This is a genomic window from Paenibacillus sp. GCM10027626 (assembly GCF_042676285.1).
Lineage (GTDB): Bacteria > Bacillota > Bacilli > Paenibacillales > Paenibacillaceae > Paenibacillus_Z.
In genome coordinates this window covers 270945-285227 of sequence record NZ_JBHTHC010000003.1, presented here as the reverse complement: position 1 = coordinate 285227, position 14283 = coordinate 270945, and the positions used below count along the sequence as shown (strand labels likewise).

The window sequence follows — 14283 nt, the reverse complement described above, 5'->3', positions numbered from 1 at the left end:
GAGGAGAAGCATGGGGAAATCGTTGGCTGTTATTACAGAAAAAGAATCGGATTTGCTGACTATTTTGCAAGCAAGAGTGCCGTCCCTTACGGTTATGAAGCCGGGGGAGCTTTCAGCCGCGGGCCTTGCGCACTGCGCTGCGATTGCGATTCTTGGCGGAGCAGGCGAGCAGCCGGTTGTCTTCAAGCCGGCTGAACGCGTACTAATTGAGCGGCATGTGCGTCGCGGCACCAAAATATTCGCTGAGTTCTGCACCAGCATCGGGCATATGTTCACTACAGCGCCGGAAAGCACCCGTTATGAACGGCTGGCATTTGCAACGGCTGAAATCGCGGTTGCGGGGCTGTCTCCAGGCGAACTGATTGACGACCAGAGCGGATGGAGGATGAAGCCGTACAAGCCGACCTGTGCACATACAGCGCCGCTGCTGCAGTATGTCAAAGCGAACGTTCACGATCGTGTTGAGCTGACGGAAGAGATGAAGGAGCAAGTAACCGCGCGGGCGCTGTGGTTTGAGGAGCCGGACAACGTCCTTGTCTGCTCCTTCCGCTTATGCAATTTTATTCGGGCGAGATTTTCTCCCCGTCCGCGTGTGCAAGCGATTGTACAATTTATTTTGAGCTGGCTGCTGGATGAGCGGGTTGAGCTGGACAATCTGCCGCAAGCGTACACGGTCGGGCAGTACGATCCGCAAGAACCGCTTGTGCCGCAAATACGCCGTACTGTCGATAAAGCGATGAATTGGTTCGTCAAGGCAGGGATTTTGTTGAACAATGGGCGCGATGGCGTGGGCGAGGGCGTAGCGACTGAGATTTATCCGAACGGCGAGCAGCGGATGTTCCACTGGATTCGCAGCGATTGTATCGGAGAAACGGCAATGGCATATTTCATGGACTATATGCTGTCTGGCGAGCAGAGCAGTCTCAACATCTCCAATGCGCTGGCCGATGTCGTCTTTAATGCGATGCAGTACAAGGACAGCGGCGATCTGCATGGTATGATGCGGTGGACAGATGAGCAGTGGGACGTCTGCTACCAGGATGATGTGGCAAGAGCGATTGTCCCGGAGCTGCTTAAAGCGCTGTACCTGGGACGTGATGAGCATTTACAGGAATGCTATGATGCGCTGGATTTTCTAATTAGGACGACAGGAACGGATGGCACGCGTTATTTTTGCACATACAACAGCTTGCTTTCGCCGGAGAAGATTGCCAAGCTGGCGGGCGAGCCGGGCAATATGCCGAGCGCGCATTTCAATGCTTTCTACCATGCGGTATTGCTGCTGGCCTACAAAATATCCGGCAAAGAGCAGTACCGGGACGTTGCCGTTCGCGGACTGACGACGATTATGCAAGCTTACCCGAATACCTTCCGCGTGCTTAGTCAGACGCAGGAGTACAGCCGGCTGCTCTATCCGCTTAGCTGGCTGTACTGGGTGACAGGCGAAGATGAGCATAGAGAATGGCTATACCGGGTAGCGCATGATATGCAGCAATACAAGCATCCCTCCGGTGCTTATCTGGAGTGGGATGAAGGCTATACAGCGATGATGCGCCGCAAAATCGGCGAGGATGAAAATTCATTGCTCGGCTGCAATGGAGACTGTGTCGCAGATTTGCTCTACACGAATAACTGGCTGCCATTCGGCTGGATACAAGCTTATTTTGTCACGGGAGACGCTTATTTTATGGAGCAGTGGCAGGATACGGCGAAGTTTATTATTAATGCGCAATTGCACAGTGACTATGTTAAGATCGACGGCGGCTGGGCGAGAGCGTTTGACCCGGATAAAATGGAAGTTTTCGGCTCGCCGGCCGACAATAGCTGGGGGCCGTGGGCGATTGAGTCCGGCTGGACCGTGGCCGAGATTGCTTCCGGGCTAATGACCGGCTTGCTGGCCGAGCGTCTGGCTCCATATTTTAGTGACCGGGCAGCAAACCGTTAAAGGGGAATCGACGATGAAAAACGCGGAAGAACAGCTGCTGCTCGTTCCATATCCGAAGCATGTCAAGCGGAGCGATAGCTTTTTTGATATCGGGAGACAGGTTAAAATTTCTGTTCCGGAAGCTCACAAGGAGCAGCTGTACTTTACAGCGCAGCGATTGCAGCAGACTATAGCGAGTACTTCTCAGGTTCAAGCAACAATTGTTCTTGGAGCGCGCGGTCCGCTAACGCCTGACATCTTCTTCGCGCCTGCGGCCGCTGCGCCGGGAGAAGAAGGCTACCAACTGCAAATTGAACCGTCAGCGATTCGCATTCATTATGGCGGACCGGCGGGAGCGTTTCATGCTGTTAGTACATTGAAGCAACTGCTCGTTCAATATGGCAAAAGGATTCCGTGCATGACCATTGAAGATGCCCCCGACTTCGCGGCGCGGGGATTTATGTTTGACGTCAGCCGCAATAAGGTGCCGACGATGGATACGCTTTTTAGCGTGATTGATACGATGGCAGACATGAAATTGAATCAGCTGCAATTGTATATTGAAGGCTTTTCCTTCGCGTATGACACATACCCTTATGTGTGGGAGACGGGAACTCCGATGACAGGGGAGGAGATTATGGCGGTAGATCGCTACTGCCGGGAGCGGTTTATCGAACTGGTGCCGAATCAGAACAGCTTTGGCCATATGGACGCCTGGCTTGCCCGCAAGGAGTTCGCCGATTTGGCTGAGTGTCCTGGCGGCTTCCCGTTCAATGAAGAGATTTATTTGCAGGCGGGCACACTCGATCCGGCCGATCCCCGTACGATGGAATTGGTCGAAAATATGCAGGACGATTTGCTGCCATACTTCTCTTCTGTTTGGTATAATGCCGGGTTTGATGAAACCTATGAGCTCGGAAAAGGCAAAAATAAAGAGGCTGCTGATCGGATCGGCACAGGCCGGATTTATTTGGATTTCTTGTTGAAGGTGCAGGAATCCGTCAAAATGCGGGGCAAAAAAATGATGTTCTGGGGCGATATCGTCATTCAATATCCAGAGCTGCTGAGCGAATTGCCGAAGGATGCAGTCGCAATGGAATGGGGCTATGAAGCTGATCATCCGTTTAATGATCATGCCGGGAAGCTGCATGCTGCCGGGATGCCTTTCTATGTTTGCCCGGGAACAAGCTGCTGGAATTCCATCGTCGGCCGTACGGACAATATGCGGGGGAATTTGCTTGGTGCGGCGCTGGCCGGCAAGCAGTACGGGGCAAGCGGTTATTTGAATACGCATTGGTACGATGTGATCAGCCTGCATCATTTTCCGCTGCTGTACGCTGGTCTCGCCTATGGCGCAGCAGTAAGCTGGGATGTGGACAACAATCGCGATATTGCGATCGCTGACTATTTAAATCGCTTTATCTTTGAGGATCGGAATGCCGTTATGGGCGACTTTGTGCTCGATTTGGGAAATGCCTATAAGCAAGAGGGCTGCTGTGTTCATGACAGTAGTGTGCTGGGACGTATTTTCCATAAAAAGCTGGATGAGATGGCGGTGCTGAAGGAGCTGACAGCGGCCGATTTCGAGCGTGTGGAGGACTATGTGCGGCAGCAGCAGGAGAAGCTGGCGCAAGCGGATATGCGGTGTTCGGAGGCTGCTTTGCTGGACGAAGAGTTTTACAATGCGACCGAGCTGCTGCTGCTCGCCGGCAAGCTGGGCAGAGTGAAGTGCGTCTTGAAAGAACTTGACACTTCCGGCGGGCAGAAGGAGACGGCGGCTGCTTTGCTGGAAGAGTGGATTGCTGATGCTGATCGGGTATTGAGTGTTTACAAGCAGCTGTGGCTGCAGCGCAACCGTTGGAGCAACGGCTATGTGCAGTGTACGAGTAGCGGTTTAGAGGAAAGTGCCGGATTCATTGTGAAACGGCAAAGCGAATGCCGGGAGCGTCTGGCGGCTTTGCTGGAGCCTGCCGGGGATAATCGTTAACAGGGAACTCCGCAAATTGCGACATGTTGAATGTTGGCAATTTGCGGAGTTTTTTGTGTAGTTTGCAACAAAATCGCGAAATCCAGCTGAAATTGGAAATCTCTGGACTAGCCGGGTTTCGACAAAATAACGGATCGTCGGTCCGGATGCCTCAAAGTTGGTCGCTCATAACCATATGTTTCGCCAATTCAGGGCGGGCCATCACTTTGTAAGCTGCTTAACCATATGATCATAGTGATGGCCGGCAATTTCAAGCTTATAGCCATCGGCCTCATAGCCTTGTGCAATGTACAGCTGTCTGGCGTTCTCATTAGCCAATTCGACAATAAGCGACAGCTTCTTGCAGCCGCGTGCTGCGGCCTGCTCCTCGAAAGCGCGCATGAGCTGCTTGCCCAAGCCCTGTCCGCGATAAGTGCGGTCGACGGCAATCGAGTCGAGATAGTATTCGCCAGGCAGCGCTTCCTGGGGGAAAGACTCCGGGCGTTGTCCGGTAACGGAGAAGATGCGGTCAAGCAGCGGCTGATCCAGCTCAGCCAGCCGGCTGCCATCATAAGCGAGCAGTGCGCCGGCGGTGCGTCCGTCTATTTCAAGAATGGTACAGTTCTCGTAGCTTAACCGGTTAGCCGGCTGCTGAAACAGTTCAATCATGGCAGCAGCAGCGGCAGTAGCATCTCCGGTGCCGGTCAAAATATAGCTGATATCGCCGATCGCTTCGAATAGCAGAGGGATGGCGGTTGCAGCATCGGCAGGGGTTGCATTGCGAATTATCATCCTCAAGTTCTCTCCTTTGCAGTAAATCCGTTCTGTTCATACAAGTGTAGCGGAAAATTTCTATCGAGTCTAATTTGGGTACATGCAGGCGCCGGAGGCAAGTAAAATGCCGGCAAGAAGTGAATTGACAAAAGTTTAAAGTTTGTGATTTGGGGCGATTTATGGTATAATTTCTTTAAAATCATTGAAAAAGGCGGTGAGAATCGATGAAATCTTTGAATATCTCTTCAATACGTTGGATTTCTACGCTTCTCATCGCATTCTTTATGATTTTCTCCACGCCGACTCCACTGCCGGAGACGGTAATTAACGAAGCGGCCCGCACGGTTGAATCACCGACGGTCGAGAGTTTCGTTAAACCTCATGTACGCACAGGTACGATTATTTCGGCACAGATGCGGTTGACTGCGCTTGCTGCCATTTTTTCTTTCTTAATCGCCCTTGTGTACTCCAGCTCTGCACGAAAGCTGGTTCCCCTGGTCCCAATGCGGCCAATTATTGCCATTCAACTTAAACGTATAAAGCTGACTCCTGTCAAATTCACCTCCCTTTTTGTGTAGATTTCCACAAAGTACCATTTATATGACTGGCCATTGCCGGTTTATTTGAAATATAAGAAGGTATAAGTTTTACCTTATACCTAGCTTATATTTTTACGGGAAGAAACTTGCTTCGCGCCAAGGACGGCGTCAGCCGTTTCTTCTCATGTTGTCGTTCATCAGTAGGCCGTTCCTTTGTTTTAAAAAAACAAACAGGAAAAGGTTTATTTGTTGCTGCGCAAAAAGGGAAGGAACTAAAAGGAGGACTGCGTATGAATATTTGGGAAAGCGATCTGCCTGGCATCGGAAAAAAGTTTCAGCTTCATACGAGAGGCGGAGATAAGCTCGTACTGGTCGTTCATGATGATGGAAGGCGCGAGTGCTTTCACTACGATCATGATGACCTGGAGGAAAGCATTTCGATGGTGACGCTCGATGACGATGAGGCGCGCGTCGTTGCCGCTGTGCTCGGAGGGGTGACGTACCGCCCGCGGGCGCTGGAATCGGTAGAGATGGCGCTGGACGATCTCGTTATTGAGTGGTACCGGATTGAATCCGGCTATTATGCTGCGGGAAAAACGATCGGCGATCTGAATGTCCGCCAGCGTACCGGAGCGACCATAATCGCCTTGATCGGACCGCAGAAGAACAACCGCATCAATCCCGGACCGGAAGCTGATCTTACGCCCGAGTCGACGCTCGTAGTAGCCGGGGATCGCAGCCAGCAAAAAATGTTCAAACAAATCTTGATGGACGGATGTGATTCCTGATGAATCATATCGTGTTTGAAGTGGGGGTTGCTATTGCACTTATTGCGCTTGCAGGGCTGCTGTCGGCGAAGCTGCGTTTCTCGGTTATTCCTTTCTATATTTTGATAGGTATGGCCGTTGGGCCGCATGCGATCGAATGGTGGCATTTTGATTTCCGATTTATTGAAAGTGCGCCTTTGATAGAATTTATGGGCCGTATCGGTGTGCTGTTTCTGCTATTCTATCTTGGCTTGGAGTTTTCAGTCAGCCGCCTGATCAAGTCAGGGCGTTCAATTGCGGTCGGCGGGACGATCTATATTTTGATCAATTTTACGCTTGGATTGCTGTATGCTTGGTCGGTCGGAATGCCGTTCAAGGAAATTCTGATTGTCGCAGGGATTACGACCATTTCTTCCAGCGCGATCGCAGCCAAGGTGCTCGTCGATTTGAAGCGGACGGCAAATTCGGAAACCGAAATGATTTTGGGCATTATTATGTTCGAGGATGTTTTCCTGGCGATTTATATTTCGATTTTGTCCGGACTGTTGCTCAGCGGATCGACTTCGCTGGGCGGCGTACTGACTTCGGCGCTGATTGCGCTCGGCTTTATGCTGTTTATTCTGATCATCGGCCGCAAATGCGTGCCGCTGCTTAACCGCGCGCTGCGCATCCGCTCGAATGAATTGTTTATGCTCGTCATCTTTGCGGTTTTATTCCTGGTGGCCGGCTTCTCAGAGACGATTCATGTCGCCGAAGCGATCGGAGCGCTGCTGGTTGGACTTGTGCTGGCAGAGACGGAGCATATGAAGCGGATTGAGCATTTGATCTTGCCGTTTCGTGATTTCTTCGGAGCGATCTTCTTCTTCAGCTTCGGCTTGACGATTGATCCGTATTCGCTTGGCGGAGCGGTCTGGCTGGCGGTAGGGGCAGTCATCATTACGCTGCTCGGCAATTTTGTCGCCGGCATGTGGGCTGGGCGCCTTGCCGGATTATCGCCGAAAGCTTCGGCCAACATCGGGTTGACGATCGTCGCCCGCGGCGAGTTTTCGATCATTATGGCCAACTTGGCCAAGTCAGGCGGGCTGCTGCCTGCTATTCAGCCTTTTGCAGCACTGTATGTGCTTATTCTGGCTGTACTGGGACCGCTGCTAACCAAGGAATCGAAGGCGGTGTTTGGTCTGTTGGACAAAATATTTAAATTTAGCCGCCGTTATAACAAACGCAAACAGCCGTCGGTCTCGCAAGAGCTTTAACTATTGCCTGATATCGAAAGGGAGGGAGCGAACGTGAGATTATCGAACGTCCCGTATCCTGAACGGGTAGAACAGGGAAAAGGCAAGCTTCGGCAAGGAATGAAGGCGGAGCTTTTACTCGTAGTATTCGGGGCGGTATTGGCCTCGGCAGGAATCGAATTGTTTCTCGTACCGCATCAGCTCGTTGTCGGCGGAGTAACCGGCATTTCGATGATTGTCGCCTATGAGCTGGAATGGCGGCTTGGCTTTATCCTTTTGCTCTTGAATATTCCGCTATGCGGCTTCATCATTTGGAGGACTGTGGAAGAGCGTTCGCAACAGTGGCTAATGTTGACGGGAATGACGGTGTTCGGGTTTGCGACAGTATTGCTGCATCCGGTTCCCGGTTTGACAGATGATCGCCTGCCTGCTGCTGTAGTCGGCGGAGCTGCGCTCGGGATCGGAGTAGGGCTTGTTGTCCGCGGCGGCGGCTTGCTGGATGCGGCGATTCGTTTAGTTATGAAGGACGAAGGCAAAGGGAGGCGTTATCAGTGGACGCTGCCGGTTCTCGCTAGCGTGCTCGTCATCGCAGCCGCCTGGCCGTTGTATGAGCAGGAGCAGGTCTTGCATTCTGCATTGGCGGTTGGCATTATGCTGCTGGCGCTTCATCGTATCGTGACCGGATCTAACCTTGAGCGGGTTATTCGGATTGAAACTTTGCACGGAAGAGTAGTCAATGAAGCGATCAAGGCAGTCGCTGGCCGTGAAGCAAATCCAAGCCGGCTGAAGAATAACCATGATTACGAGGCATTGGCATTAACCGTCTCCCGGCTGGAGGTAAGCAGAATTGTTGCAGCTGTCAAAGAGGCCGATCCCAAGGCCACTGTCTATATTGAACGCGAGAGAATCGGTAATTACTAATGAATATCGGGTGCATGATTTCGCCAGTTTTGGTTAATAATAACCAAAACAATCAACGAGGTGGTCTCCATGTGCCAAGCGCTATCTGTTAACGCAGATGCAAACGAGCTAACAACAAGATTTCGGATTGAAAAAGTGGTCAGTCATATGTCAGGGCTGCGTGAAGTTATGCCGACGGAGCAGTTATCTATCATATTTGACGATCCTTACGAAGGACGATTGCTGGGTGAATCGCGCTGGGGCTTGATGCCGTTTTGGGCGAAGGATTCGATATTAATGGAAAGCCGCACGATGCTGTGGAAACCGTCCTTTGACCGGATTATTAAAAAGCAGCGCTGCATTATTCCTTGCCATGGCTTTTTTGTCAGCCGGACAGAGGGGAAGGAGACACAGCGGGCAAAATTGATGATGCGCAGTGGCAGCTTTGCTATTGCTGGACTATATGATGTTTTTCGCTCGCCGTCAGGCGGCGGCGAGACGCGCACCTGTACACTGATTACGACGCAAGCCAATGCGCTGGTGTCGCCATATCAGCGTCAAATGCCGGCAATACTGGAGGAAGAGCATGTGGAGGCTTGGTTAAACGGCACCTTTGACGATATGTTTCAGCTGCACGGGATGCTGCGGCCGATGGATCCCTTCCAGATGGTTGCTGCTTCGCTTCTGCCTGTGAAAGGGGATAAGGTTCCATTTGAAATGCCTCAGCCGGAAACTGCCGGTTAATATAATGGGGGGCCCGCTTTTAAGTGCGGACCCCCCTTTTGTTTAGGCTTTAGCCAGTTGAGCGCTGAGGGCGATTGTTGCACAGAATGCAACATTTGAGCGGGCTTTTCGATGCCGTTAGGCTTCTTCCTCATGCTGCTCCAGTGCGTCCAGCGCGGCATCGACCAGCTGATCGAACAATTCGTCATTTGTCTCGATCTGTGTTTCCACCTCGTTGATCTGCGCTTCCACGCCTGGCCCGTTGAGGAAGTTGAGGCTGTAGGACCAGTTGTCCCGGTGTTTCCCCATCAAGGTCAATTCATAGCCGGCCTTATGCCCCTCGACCTCGAAATGGACAAAGCCGGTGTAGCCTTCCTTTTTTTCATAGTGCAATTGAGCCTTTATAATTTTAATGTTCATCCCGATGAATCCTTTCTGTTTATACTTTCTATCATTAGTCCCGGTCTGTCCGTTCATTCATCAGATCGGATGGCAGCTTGCCGAGCAGACGTTTGAACGTGCGGTGAAAATAAGACGGGTCAGCATATCCGAGCTGCTCGGATATTTCCTGGACTGTAAGCTGGGAGTGGCGCAGCAAATATTGCGCGGTCTTCATACGTTTCAAGTGAACATATTCACTGATTGTCAGTCCGGTCACTTTGCGAAACATTGCCGCTGCATAGTTAGGTGAAATGCCGGTTGCAGCTCCAAGCTCCTGCTTTGTAATTTTTTCCCGGTAATGATCCTCGATATACCTTTTCATCCGGTCAGTGTGCTGAATGGTGGAGGGCTTCTTCAGCCCTTCGTCAACCTCCCGGCTAACGAGGACAAGCACTTCGGCTAACAGGGCTGCACACATCATCGTAAAATAGGATTGATGCTCTGTCCACTGCTCGGTGAGCCGAAGCAGCTTCTCCAGCATCAGCTCAGGCATGGCGGACGCCCAATGAAGCGGCGCGCGGCGCGATAGAATGGGCAGCATTCCGGAAATCTCGGAGGCCGACGGGCTGAATTGGATCGTAATCAGCTCGCGAAGACGGCCCTTGCCCCCCAGCTCGAAGCCCAGGCAGCCAGGAGGAATGAGCAGCAGCTCATTGCGGCGGCAGCTGTATTTAATCCCGTTAAAGTTGTACTCGCTCTGCCCGAAGCGCACCCAAATGAAGGTATAGCTGTCACTGCTCAGTCTGCGATGCTCCTGCCGGATCACACCCCGTTCTTCAGTGATGCGAAAAATGCTGAACATACGTTGCTTCCCTTTTTTTATATTACTATAGTACATTTACTGTACTATATTTCATCGATCTTGAATAGCTCCTTCGTTACAATGAACAACGTAAAGAGAAACAAAGCAGCGACAGGAGTGGAGAGAGATGAAAAAGACGCAAATCGTCTGCACGATGGGACCGGCCTGTCTGTCGGCAAGCATACTGGAAGAAATGATTGAAGCAGGAATGAATGTAGCGCGTTTGAATTTGGCACATGGTGAATTGGAGGACCATCGTCAGCGTATCGTTGCGGTAAGGGAAGCAGCGCGGAAGATGAATGCTGCGGTGGAAATCATGCTCGATATAAAAGGACCGGAAATCCGCACAGGACTGCTGCAGGAGTCGGCATACACACTGAAAAGCGGACAATATTTGACGCTGACGACCGAGCAAATCATCGGCACGGACAAGCGTATATCGGTCTCTTATGACCTAACGCGCGATGTGAAGATCGGATCTTCGATTATGATTGATGACGGATTAATTGAATTGCAGGTTGTTCGCATTGAAGGAACGGAAACGGTCTGTGTTATTAAAAATGGCGGTGTCATCAAATCGAGAAAGGGTGTCAACTTGCCGGGAATCCGTACCTCGCTGCCGGGCGTGACGGAGAAGGATAAGCTGCATATCCAGTTCGGTATTGAAAATGGCGTGGACATGATTGCCATGTCCTTTGTCCGGAATGCCGAAGATGTGGAAGAAGTTAAGCAGATGCTGGCGGCAAAAGGGGCAGCGCATATTAAAGTAATCTCCAAGATTGAGAATCAGGAAGGCATGGATGAGCTGGATGCCATTATTGCAGCATCGGATGGCATTATGGTGGCGCGCGGCGATCTGGGAGTGGAGATTCCGATTGAAGATGTGCCGATTGCCCAGAAGAAAATGATCGCTGCATGCAATAAAGCGGGCAAATATGTCATTACAGCTACACAAATGCTGGAATCGATGCAGCAGCAGCCCCGCCCGACACGGGCAGAAGCGAGCGATGTCGCAAATGCGGTATGGGATGGAACCGATGCGGTGATGCTGTCCGGCGAGACGGCATCAGGCGCTTACCCGCTGGAAGCGGTGCGCGCGATGGCCGCGATTGCTGGCAGAGCGGAGCAGGCGTTCAAGAAAGATTTGATTGAAGCGTAATAGTGGTTTAAAGTTAATAGAGCAGAGCGCGATTGCGTGGAGGCTGACCGATAGGGAAGCCGCTGCGCATTCGCGCTTTTTTCATGAAAGGCGGGAGCAAAAAGGATGCACGTATTGACGGTTGATCATATAACGAAAAGCTACGGCGAGAAGAAGCTGTTTGAGGATGTCAATTTCGGGGTTGAGGAAGGAGACAAAATCGGCATTAACGGCATTAACGGCACAGGGAAATCTACCTTTTTGAAGGTGATTGCCGGACTGGAGCCGCCGGATTCAGGATCGATCATTACCGGGAATGGCGTGACTGTACAGATGCTGGCGCAGGATCCTGTCTTTGAACCGGAGGAGACGGTGCTGGAGCATGTGCTTGGAGGCGATTCGGAGCAAATGCGCGCGCTGCAGGCTTATTCCGAGGCGCTAACGGCGTTGGAGCTGCTGCCGGGGGATGCCGCGCTTCAGGAGAAGCTGGTACGGGCAAATCAGCGCATGGATGAGCTGGATGCTTGGCGGCTTGAAAGTGAAGCGAAGACAGCCCTTTCCAAATTGGGCATTCACGACTTTGACGCCAAGCTGGGCACCTTGTCCGGCGGGCAGCGGAAGCGGGTGGCGATGGCGGCTGCTCTTGTGCATCCAGCTGATGTGCTGCTGCTTGACGAGCCTACGAACCATATTGACAATGAGTCAGTGGCCTGGCTGGAGCAAATGCTGCAGAAGCGCAAAGGCGCGCTGCTGATGATTACGCATGACCGCTATTTTCTTGACCGGGTCAGCAATCGCACGCTTGAGCTGGATAAAGGCCGGGCTTACTTCTATACAGCCAACTACAGCCGGTTTGTGGAGCTGAAGCTGGAGCGAGAGGAAAGGGAAGCGGCATCGGAGGCGAAGCGCAAAAATTTGCTGCGCAATGAGCTGGAATGGATGCGCCGCGGCGCACGAGCGCGCACGACGAAGCAGAAGGCTCGCATAGAGCGTTTTGAGCAGCTGCAGGCTGCAGCTCCGGACAAGTCGTCCGGCAAGCTTGATGTGTCGGTCGCCTCCTCGCGTCTTGGCAAAAAAATCGTGGAAATGACAGGTCTAAGCAAAGGCTATGCGGGTAAAACATTAATCCGTGATTTTAACTATATCGCTGTTCCCGGCGACCGGGTCGGTATCGTTGGCCGAAATGGTCTGGGCAAGTCGACCTTGCTGAAGCTTATTGCCAGCTCCATACAGCCTGACGAAGGGGAGGTTATCCTTGGGCCGACAGTCCGTCTCGGGGTATTCTCGCAGGAACGGGAAGAAATGGACGATACATTAAGGGTTATCGAATATATTCGGGAAGGCGCGGATCAGGTGAAAACGGCGGACGGAACGCGTATTTCAGCATCACAAATGCTGGAGCGGTTTCTGTTCCCGCCGGAGCAGCAATGGTCGCCGATCGCGAAGCTGTCCGGCGGCGAGAAGCGGCGCGTGCAACTGCTGCGCGTACTGATGGAAGCTCCGAACGTATTGCTGCTCGATGAGCCCACCAATGACTTGGATATTGCAACTCTGACAGTGCTGGAAGACTATCTGGATGACTTTCCTGGCGTCGTCTTTACAGTGTCCCACGATCGTTATTTTCTGGATCGTACATCGGAAAGAATATTTGCCTTTGAAGGAAACGGGGTCATTACGCAGCATGTAGGCAATTTTTCCGATTTTGCAGAGCAGGCCGCTAAGACGGCAGCCGGGACGGAGCGAAACGAGACAGGCGGCAGCGCGAGGCCGGAAGCGAAAGCGGCCCAAACGGCGCCAGCGGCTAATGAAAAGCAGCGCGCTCTAAAAATGTCCTATAAGGAGCAGAAGGAATTCGAGACGATCGATGATGATATTGCCAAGGCGGAGGAAGCGCTGCAGAAAATCGGCGAACGGATGGAAGCTGCAGTGAGCGATTCCGCGCTGCTGCAAGAGCTGCTGGCAGAGCAGCAGCAGCTGGAGGAGAAGCTGGAGCAGCTGATGGAGCGCTGGACATATCTTAATGAGCTGGCGGAGCAAATTGCGAGCAAGAAAGGATAACACGGACCCTCGTCACCCTCGTCAACTAGAAAAAAATGCTGCTTAATGTTATGGTAGGATGAGGTAAAAATGGGCATGCTAAAGATGGAGTATAACGGCCTTTAGGAAGGAGTAATTATTGGTGACACGACGGGTACGTAAAGCAATTATTCCGGCGGGAGGGCTCGGCACGCGCTTTTTGCCGGCTACCAAGGCGCAGCCGAAGGAGATGCTGCCTTTAATTGATAAGCCTGCCATTCAGTACATCGTAGAGGAAGCGGTAGCTTCCGGCATTGAGAGCATTATGATCGTGACGGGACGAAACAAGCGGGCGATTGAGGATCATTTTGATAAATCATACGAGCTGGAGGCCGAGCTGGAAGCTCACGGCAAAGCGGAAATGCTGGACATTGTACGGAATATCTCTTTTATGGCGGACATATGCTATACGCGGCAGCGCGAGCCGCTCGGACTCGGGCACGCCGTACTTAGCGCGCGCAGCTTTGTTCAGGATGAGCCATTTGCCGTATTGCTGGGTGACGACATCTTAATGTCCGATCCTCCATGCTTGAAGCAAATGATAGATGTTTACGAGGCGGAGCAATCGTCTGTCGTTGCAGTCATGAAGGTGCCTTGGGATCAGACGCACAAATACGGTATCGTAGATTTGGATGAAGATGAAAGGAGCGGGCGGGTTCGCGATCTGGTAGAGAAGCCTGCTCCGGGCGAAGCGCCGACGAATCTCGCTGTTGTTGGCCGCTATGTGCTCGATCCGGCAATCTTTGATCTATTGGAGCAAGCAGAACCGGGCAAGGGCGGGGAGATTCAGCTGACCGACAGTCTGCAGCGGCTGAACCTGCATTCGCCATTGCGGGCATACCGGTTTGACGGCCGGCGCTATGATGTCGGCGATAAGCTCGGCTTCGTGCAGGCGACGATCGATCTGGCGCTGCAGCGCCCCGATCTGGCTGACGACGTGCGTCAATATATGACCGAACGGCTTCAAAAATAAATCGTATGCAAAAGAAGTCTATAAAAAG

The 14283-nt window shown here is 52.2% G+C and carries 12 protein-coding genes and 1 pseudogene; 10 read left to right on the top strand and 3 right to left on the bottom strand.

Annotation, left to right across the window (positions count from 1 at the left end; translation table 11 throughout):
• Nucleotides 1-10: 10 nt before the first annotated feature.
• Together ACFQ0N_RS08370 and ACFQ0N_RS08365 are read left to right on the top strand one after the other, a co-directional pair.
• Nucleotides 11-1945, top strand: coding sequence for a hypothetical protein (locus tag ACFQ0N_RS08370; RefSeq protein WP_379324788.1), 1935 nt, complete (start codon nucleotides 11-13; stop codon nucleotides 1943-1945).
• Between the two features lie 13 nt (nucleotides 1946-1958).
• Nucleotides 1959-3911 (top strand): beta-N-acetylhexosaminidase, encoded by a 1953-nt coding sequence (locus ACFQ0N_RS08365; protein ID WP_379324786.1) that lies wholly within the window; start codon nucleotides 1959-1961, stop codon nucleotides 3909-3911.
• A gap of 201 nt (nucleotides 3912-4112) precedes the next feature.
• On the opposite strand, the gene ACFQ0N_RS08360 is transcribed toward ACFQ0N_RS08365, so the two are convergent.
• The gene (locus ACFQ0N_RS08360; protein WP_379324784.1) at nucleotides 4113-4682 is read right to left on the bottom strand and encodes a GNAT family N-acetyltransferase; all 570 of its coding nucleotides are present in this window, start codon (nucleotides 4680-4682) and stop codon (nucleotides 4113-4115) included.
• 206 nt (nucleotides 4683-4888) lie between these two features.
• Here ACFQ0N_RS08360 and ACFQ0N_RS08355 point away from each other — a divergent pair, with 206 nt between their 5' ends.
• The 5 genes from ACFQ0N_RS08355 to ACFQ0N_RS08335 all read left to right on the top strand — a co-directional run bounded on the left by ACFQ0N_RS08355 (nucleotide 4889) and on the right by ACFQ0N_RS08335 (nucleotide 8846).
• Nucleotides 4889-5242: a hypothetical protein gene (locus tag ACFQ0N_RS08355; RefSeq protein ID WP_379324782.1), complete on the top strand. Its 354-nt coding sequence runs from the start codon at nucleotides 4889-4891 to the stop codon at nucleotides 5240-5242.
• Between the two features lie 251 nt (nucleotides 5243-5493).
• The gene (locus ACFQ0N_RS08350; RefSeq protein WP_379324780.1) at nucleotides 5494-5991 is read left to right on the top strand and encodes a cation:proton antiporter regulatory subunit; all 498 of its coding nucleotides are present in this window, start codon (nucleotides 5494-5496) and stop codon (nucleotides 5989-5991) included.
• On the top strand, nucleotides 5991-7223 hold the full coding sequence (locus ACFQ0N_RS08345; RefSeq protein WP_379324778.1) for a cation:proton antiporter: 1233 nt from the start codon (nucleotides 5991-5993) through the stop codon (nucleotides 7221-7223). Before ACFQ0N_RS08350 ends, ACFQ0N_RS08345 begins: the two co-directional genes overlap by 1 nt.
• A 33-nt stretch (nucleotides 7224-7256) precedes the next feature.
• Nucleotides 7257-8123 (top strand): YitT family protein, encoded by an 867-nt coding sequence (locus ACFQ0N_RS08340; RefSeq protein WP_379324776.1) that lies wholly within the window; start codon nucleotides 7257-7259, stop codon nucleotides 8121-8123.
• Nucleotides 8124-8192: 69 nt separating this feature from the next.
• The gene (locus ACFQ0N_RS08335; protein WP_379324774.1) at nucleotides 8193-8846 is read left to right on the top strand and encodes an SOS response-associated peptidase; all 654 of its coding nucleotides are present in this window, start codon (nucleotides 8193-8195) and stop codon (nucleotides 8844-8846) included.
• A gap of 117 nt (nucleotides 8847-8963) precedes the next feature.
• Here the strand turns inward: ACFQ0N_RS08335 and ACFQ0N_RS08330 are convergent, their stop codons facing one another.
• Both ACFQ0N_RS08330 and ACFQ0N_RS08325 read right to left on the bottom strand, forming a co-directional pair.
• Nucleotides 8964-9245 (bottom strand): hypothetical protein, encoded by a 282-nt coding sequence (locus ACFQ0N_RS08330; RefSeq protein WP_379324772.1) that lies wholly within the window; start codon nucleotides 9243-9245, stop codon nucleotides 8964-8966.
• A 34-nt stretch (nucleotides 9246-9279) separates the two neighbouring features.
• Nucleotides 9280-10068, bottom strand: a complete 789-nt coding sequence (locus ACFQ0N_RS08325) for a helix-turn-helix transcriptional regulator (RefSeq protein ID WP_379324770.1) — start codon at nucleotides 10066-10068, stop codon at nucleotides 9280-9282.
• A 127-nt stretch (nucleotides 10069-10195) separates the two neighbouring features.
• Here ACFQ0N_RS08325 and pyk point away from each other — a divergent pair.
• From pyk to galU, 3 genes and pseudogenes are all read left to right on the top strand, one after another.
• A pseudogene (pyk, locus tag ACFQ0N_RS08320) lies at nucleotides 10196-11200 on the top strand (pyruvate kinase); the annotation flags it as partial.
• Between the two features lie 132 nt (nucleotides 11201-11332).
• On the top strand, nucleotides 11333-13264 hold the full coding sequence (locus ACFQ0N_RS08315) for an ABC-F family ATP-binding cassette domain-containing protein (RefSeq protein WP_379324768.1): 1932 nt from the start codon (nucleotides 11333-11335) through the stop codon (nucleotides 13262-13264).
• A gap of 121 nt (nucleotides 13265-13385) precedes the next feature.
• Nucleotides 13386-14255, top strand: coding sequence for a UTP--glucose-1-phosphate uridylyltransferase GalU (galU, locus tag ACFQ0N_RS08310; protein WP_379324766.1), 870 nt, complete (start codon nucleotides 13386-13388; stop codon nucleotides 14253-14255).
• Nucleotides 14256-14283 lie beyond the last annotated feature (28 nt).

Excerpts from the sequence above, each read along its gene's own strand:
- ACFQ0N_RS08360 (WP_379324784.1), bottom strand. The coding sequence starts at position 4,682 with ATGATAATTCGCAATGCAACCCCTGCCGATGCTGCAACCGCCATCCCT.
- ACFQ0N_RS08350 (WP_379324780.1), top strand. The coding sequence starts at position 5,494 with ATGAATATTTGGGAAAGCGATCTGCCTGGCATCGGAAAAAAGTTTCAG.
- ACFQ0N_RS08355 (WP_379324782.1), top strand. The coding sequence starts at position 4,889 with ATGAAATCTTTGAATATCTCTTCAATACGTTGGATTTCTACGCTTCTC.
- ACFQ0N_RS08365 (WP_379324786.1), top strand. The coding sequence starts at position 1,959 with ATGAAAAACGCGGAAGAACAGCTGCTGCTCGTTCCATATCCGAAGCAT.
- ACFQ0N_RS08345 (WP_379324778.1), top strand. The coding sequence starts at position 5,991 with ATGAATCATATCGTGTTTGAAGTGGGGGTTGCTATTGCACTTATTGCG.
- ACFQ0N_RS08315 (WP_379324768.1), top strand. The coding sequence starts at position 11,333 with ATGCACGTATTGACGGTTGATCATATAACGAAAAGCTACGGCGAGAAG.
- ACFQ0N_RS08325 (WP_379324770.1), bottom strand. The coding sequence starts at position 10,068 with ATGTTCAGCATTTTTCGCATCACTGAAGAACGGGGTGTGATCCGGCAG.
- ACFQ0N_RS08370 (WP_379324788.1), top strand. The coding sequence starts at position 11 with ATGGGGAAATCGTTGGCTGTTATTACAGAAAAAGAATCGGATTTGCTG.
- ACFQ0N_RS08335 (WP_379324774.1), top strand. The coding sequence starts at position 8,193 with ATGTGCCAAGCGCTATCTGTTAACGCAGATGCAAACGAGCTAACAACA.
- ACFQ0N_RS08330 (WP_379324772.1), bottom strand. The coding sequence starts at position 9,245 with ATGAACATTAAAATTATAAAGGCTCAATTGCACTATGAAAAAAAGGAA.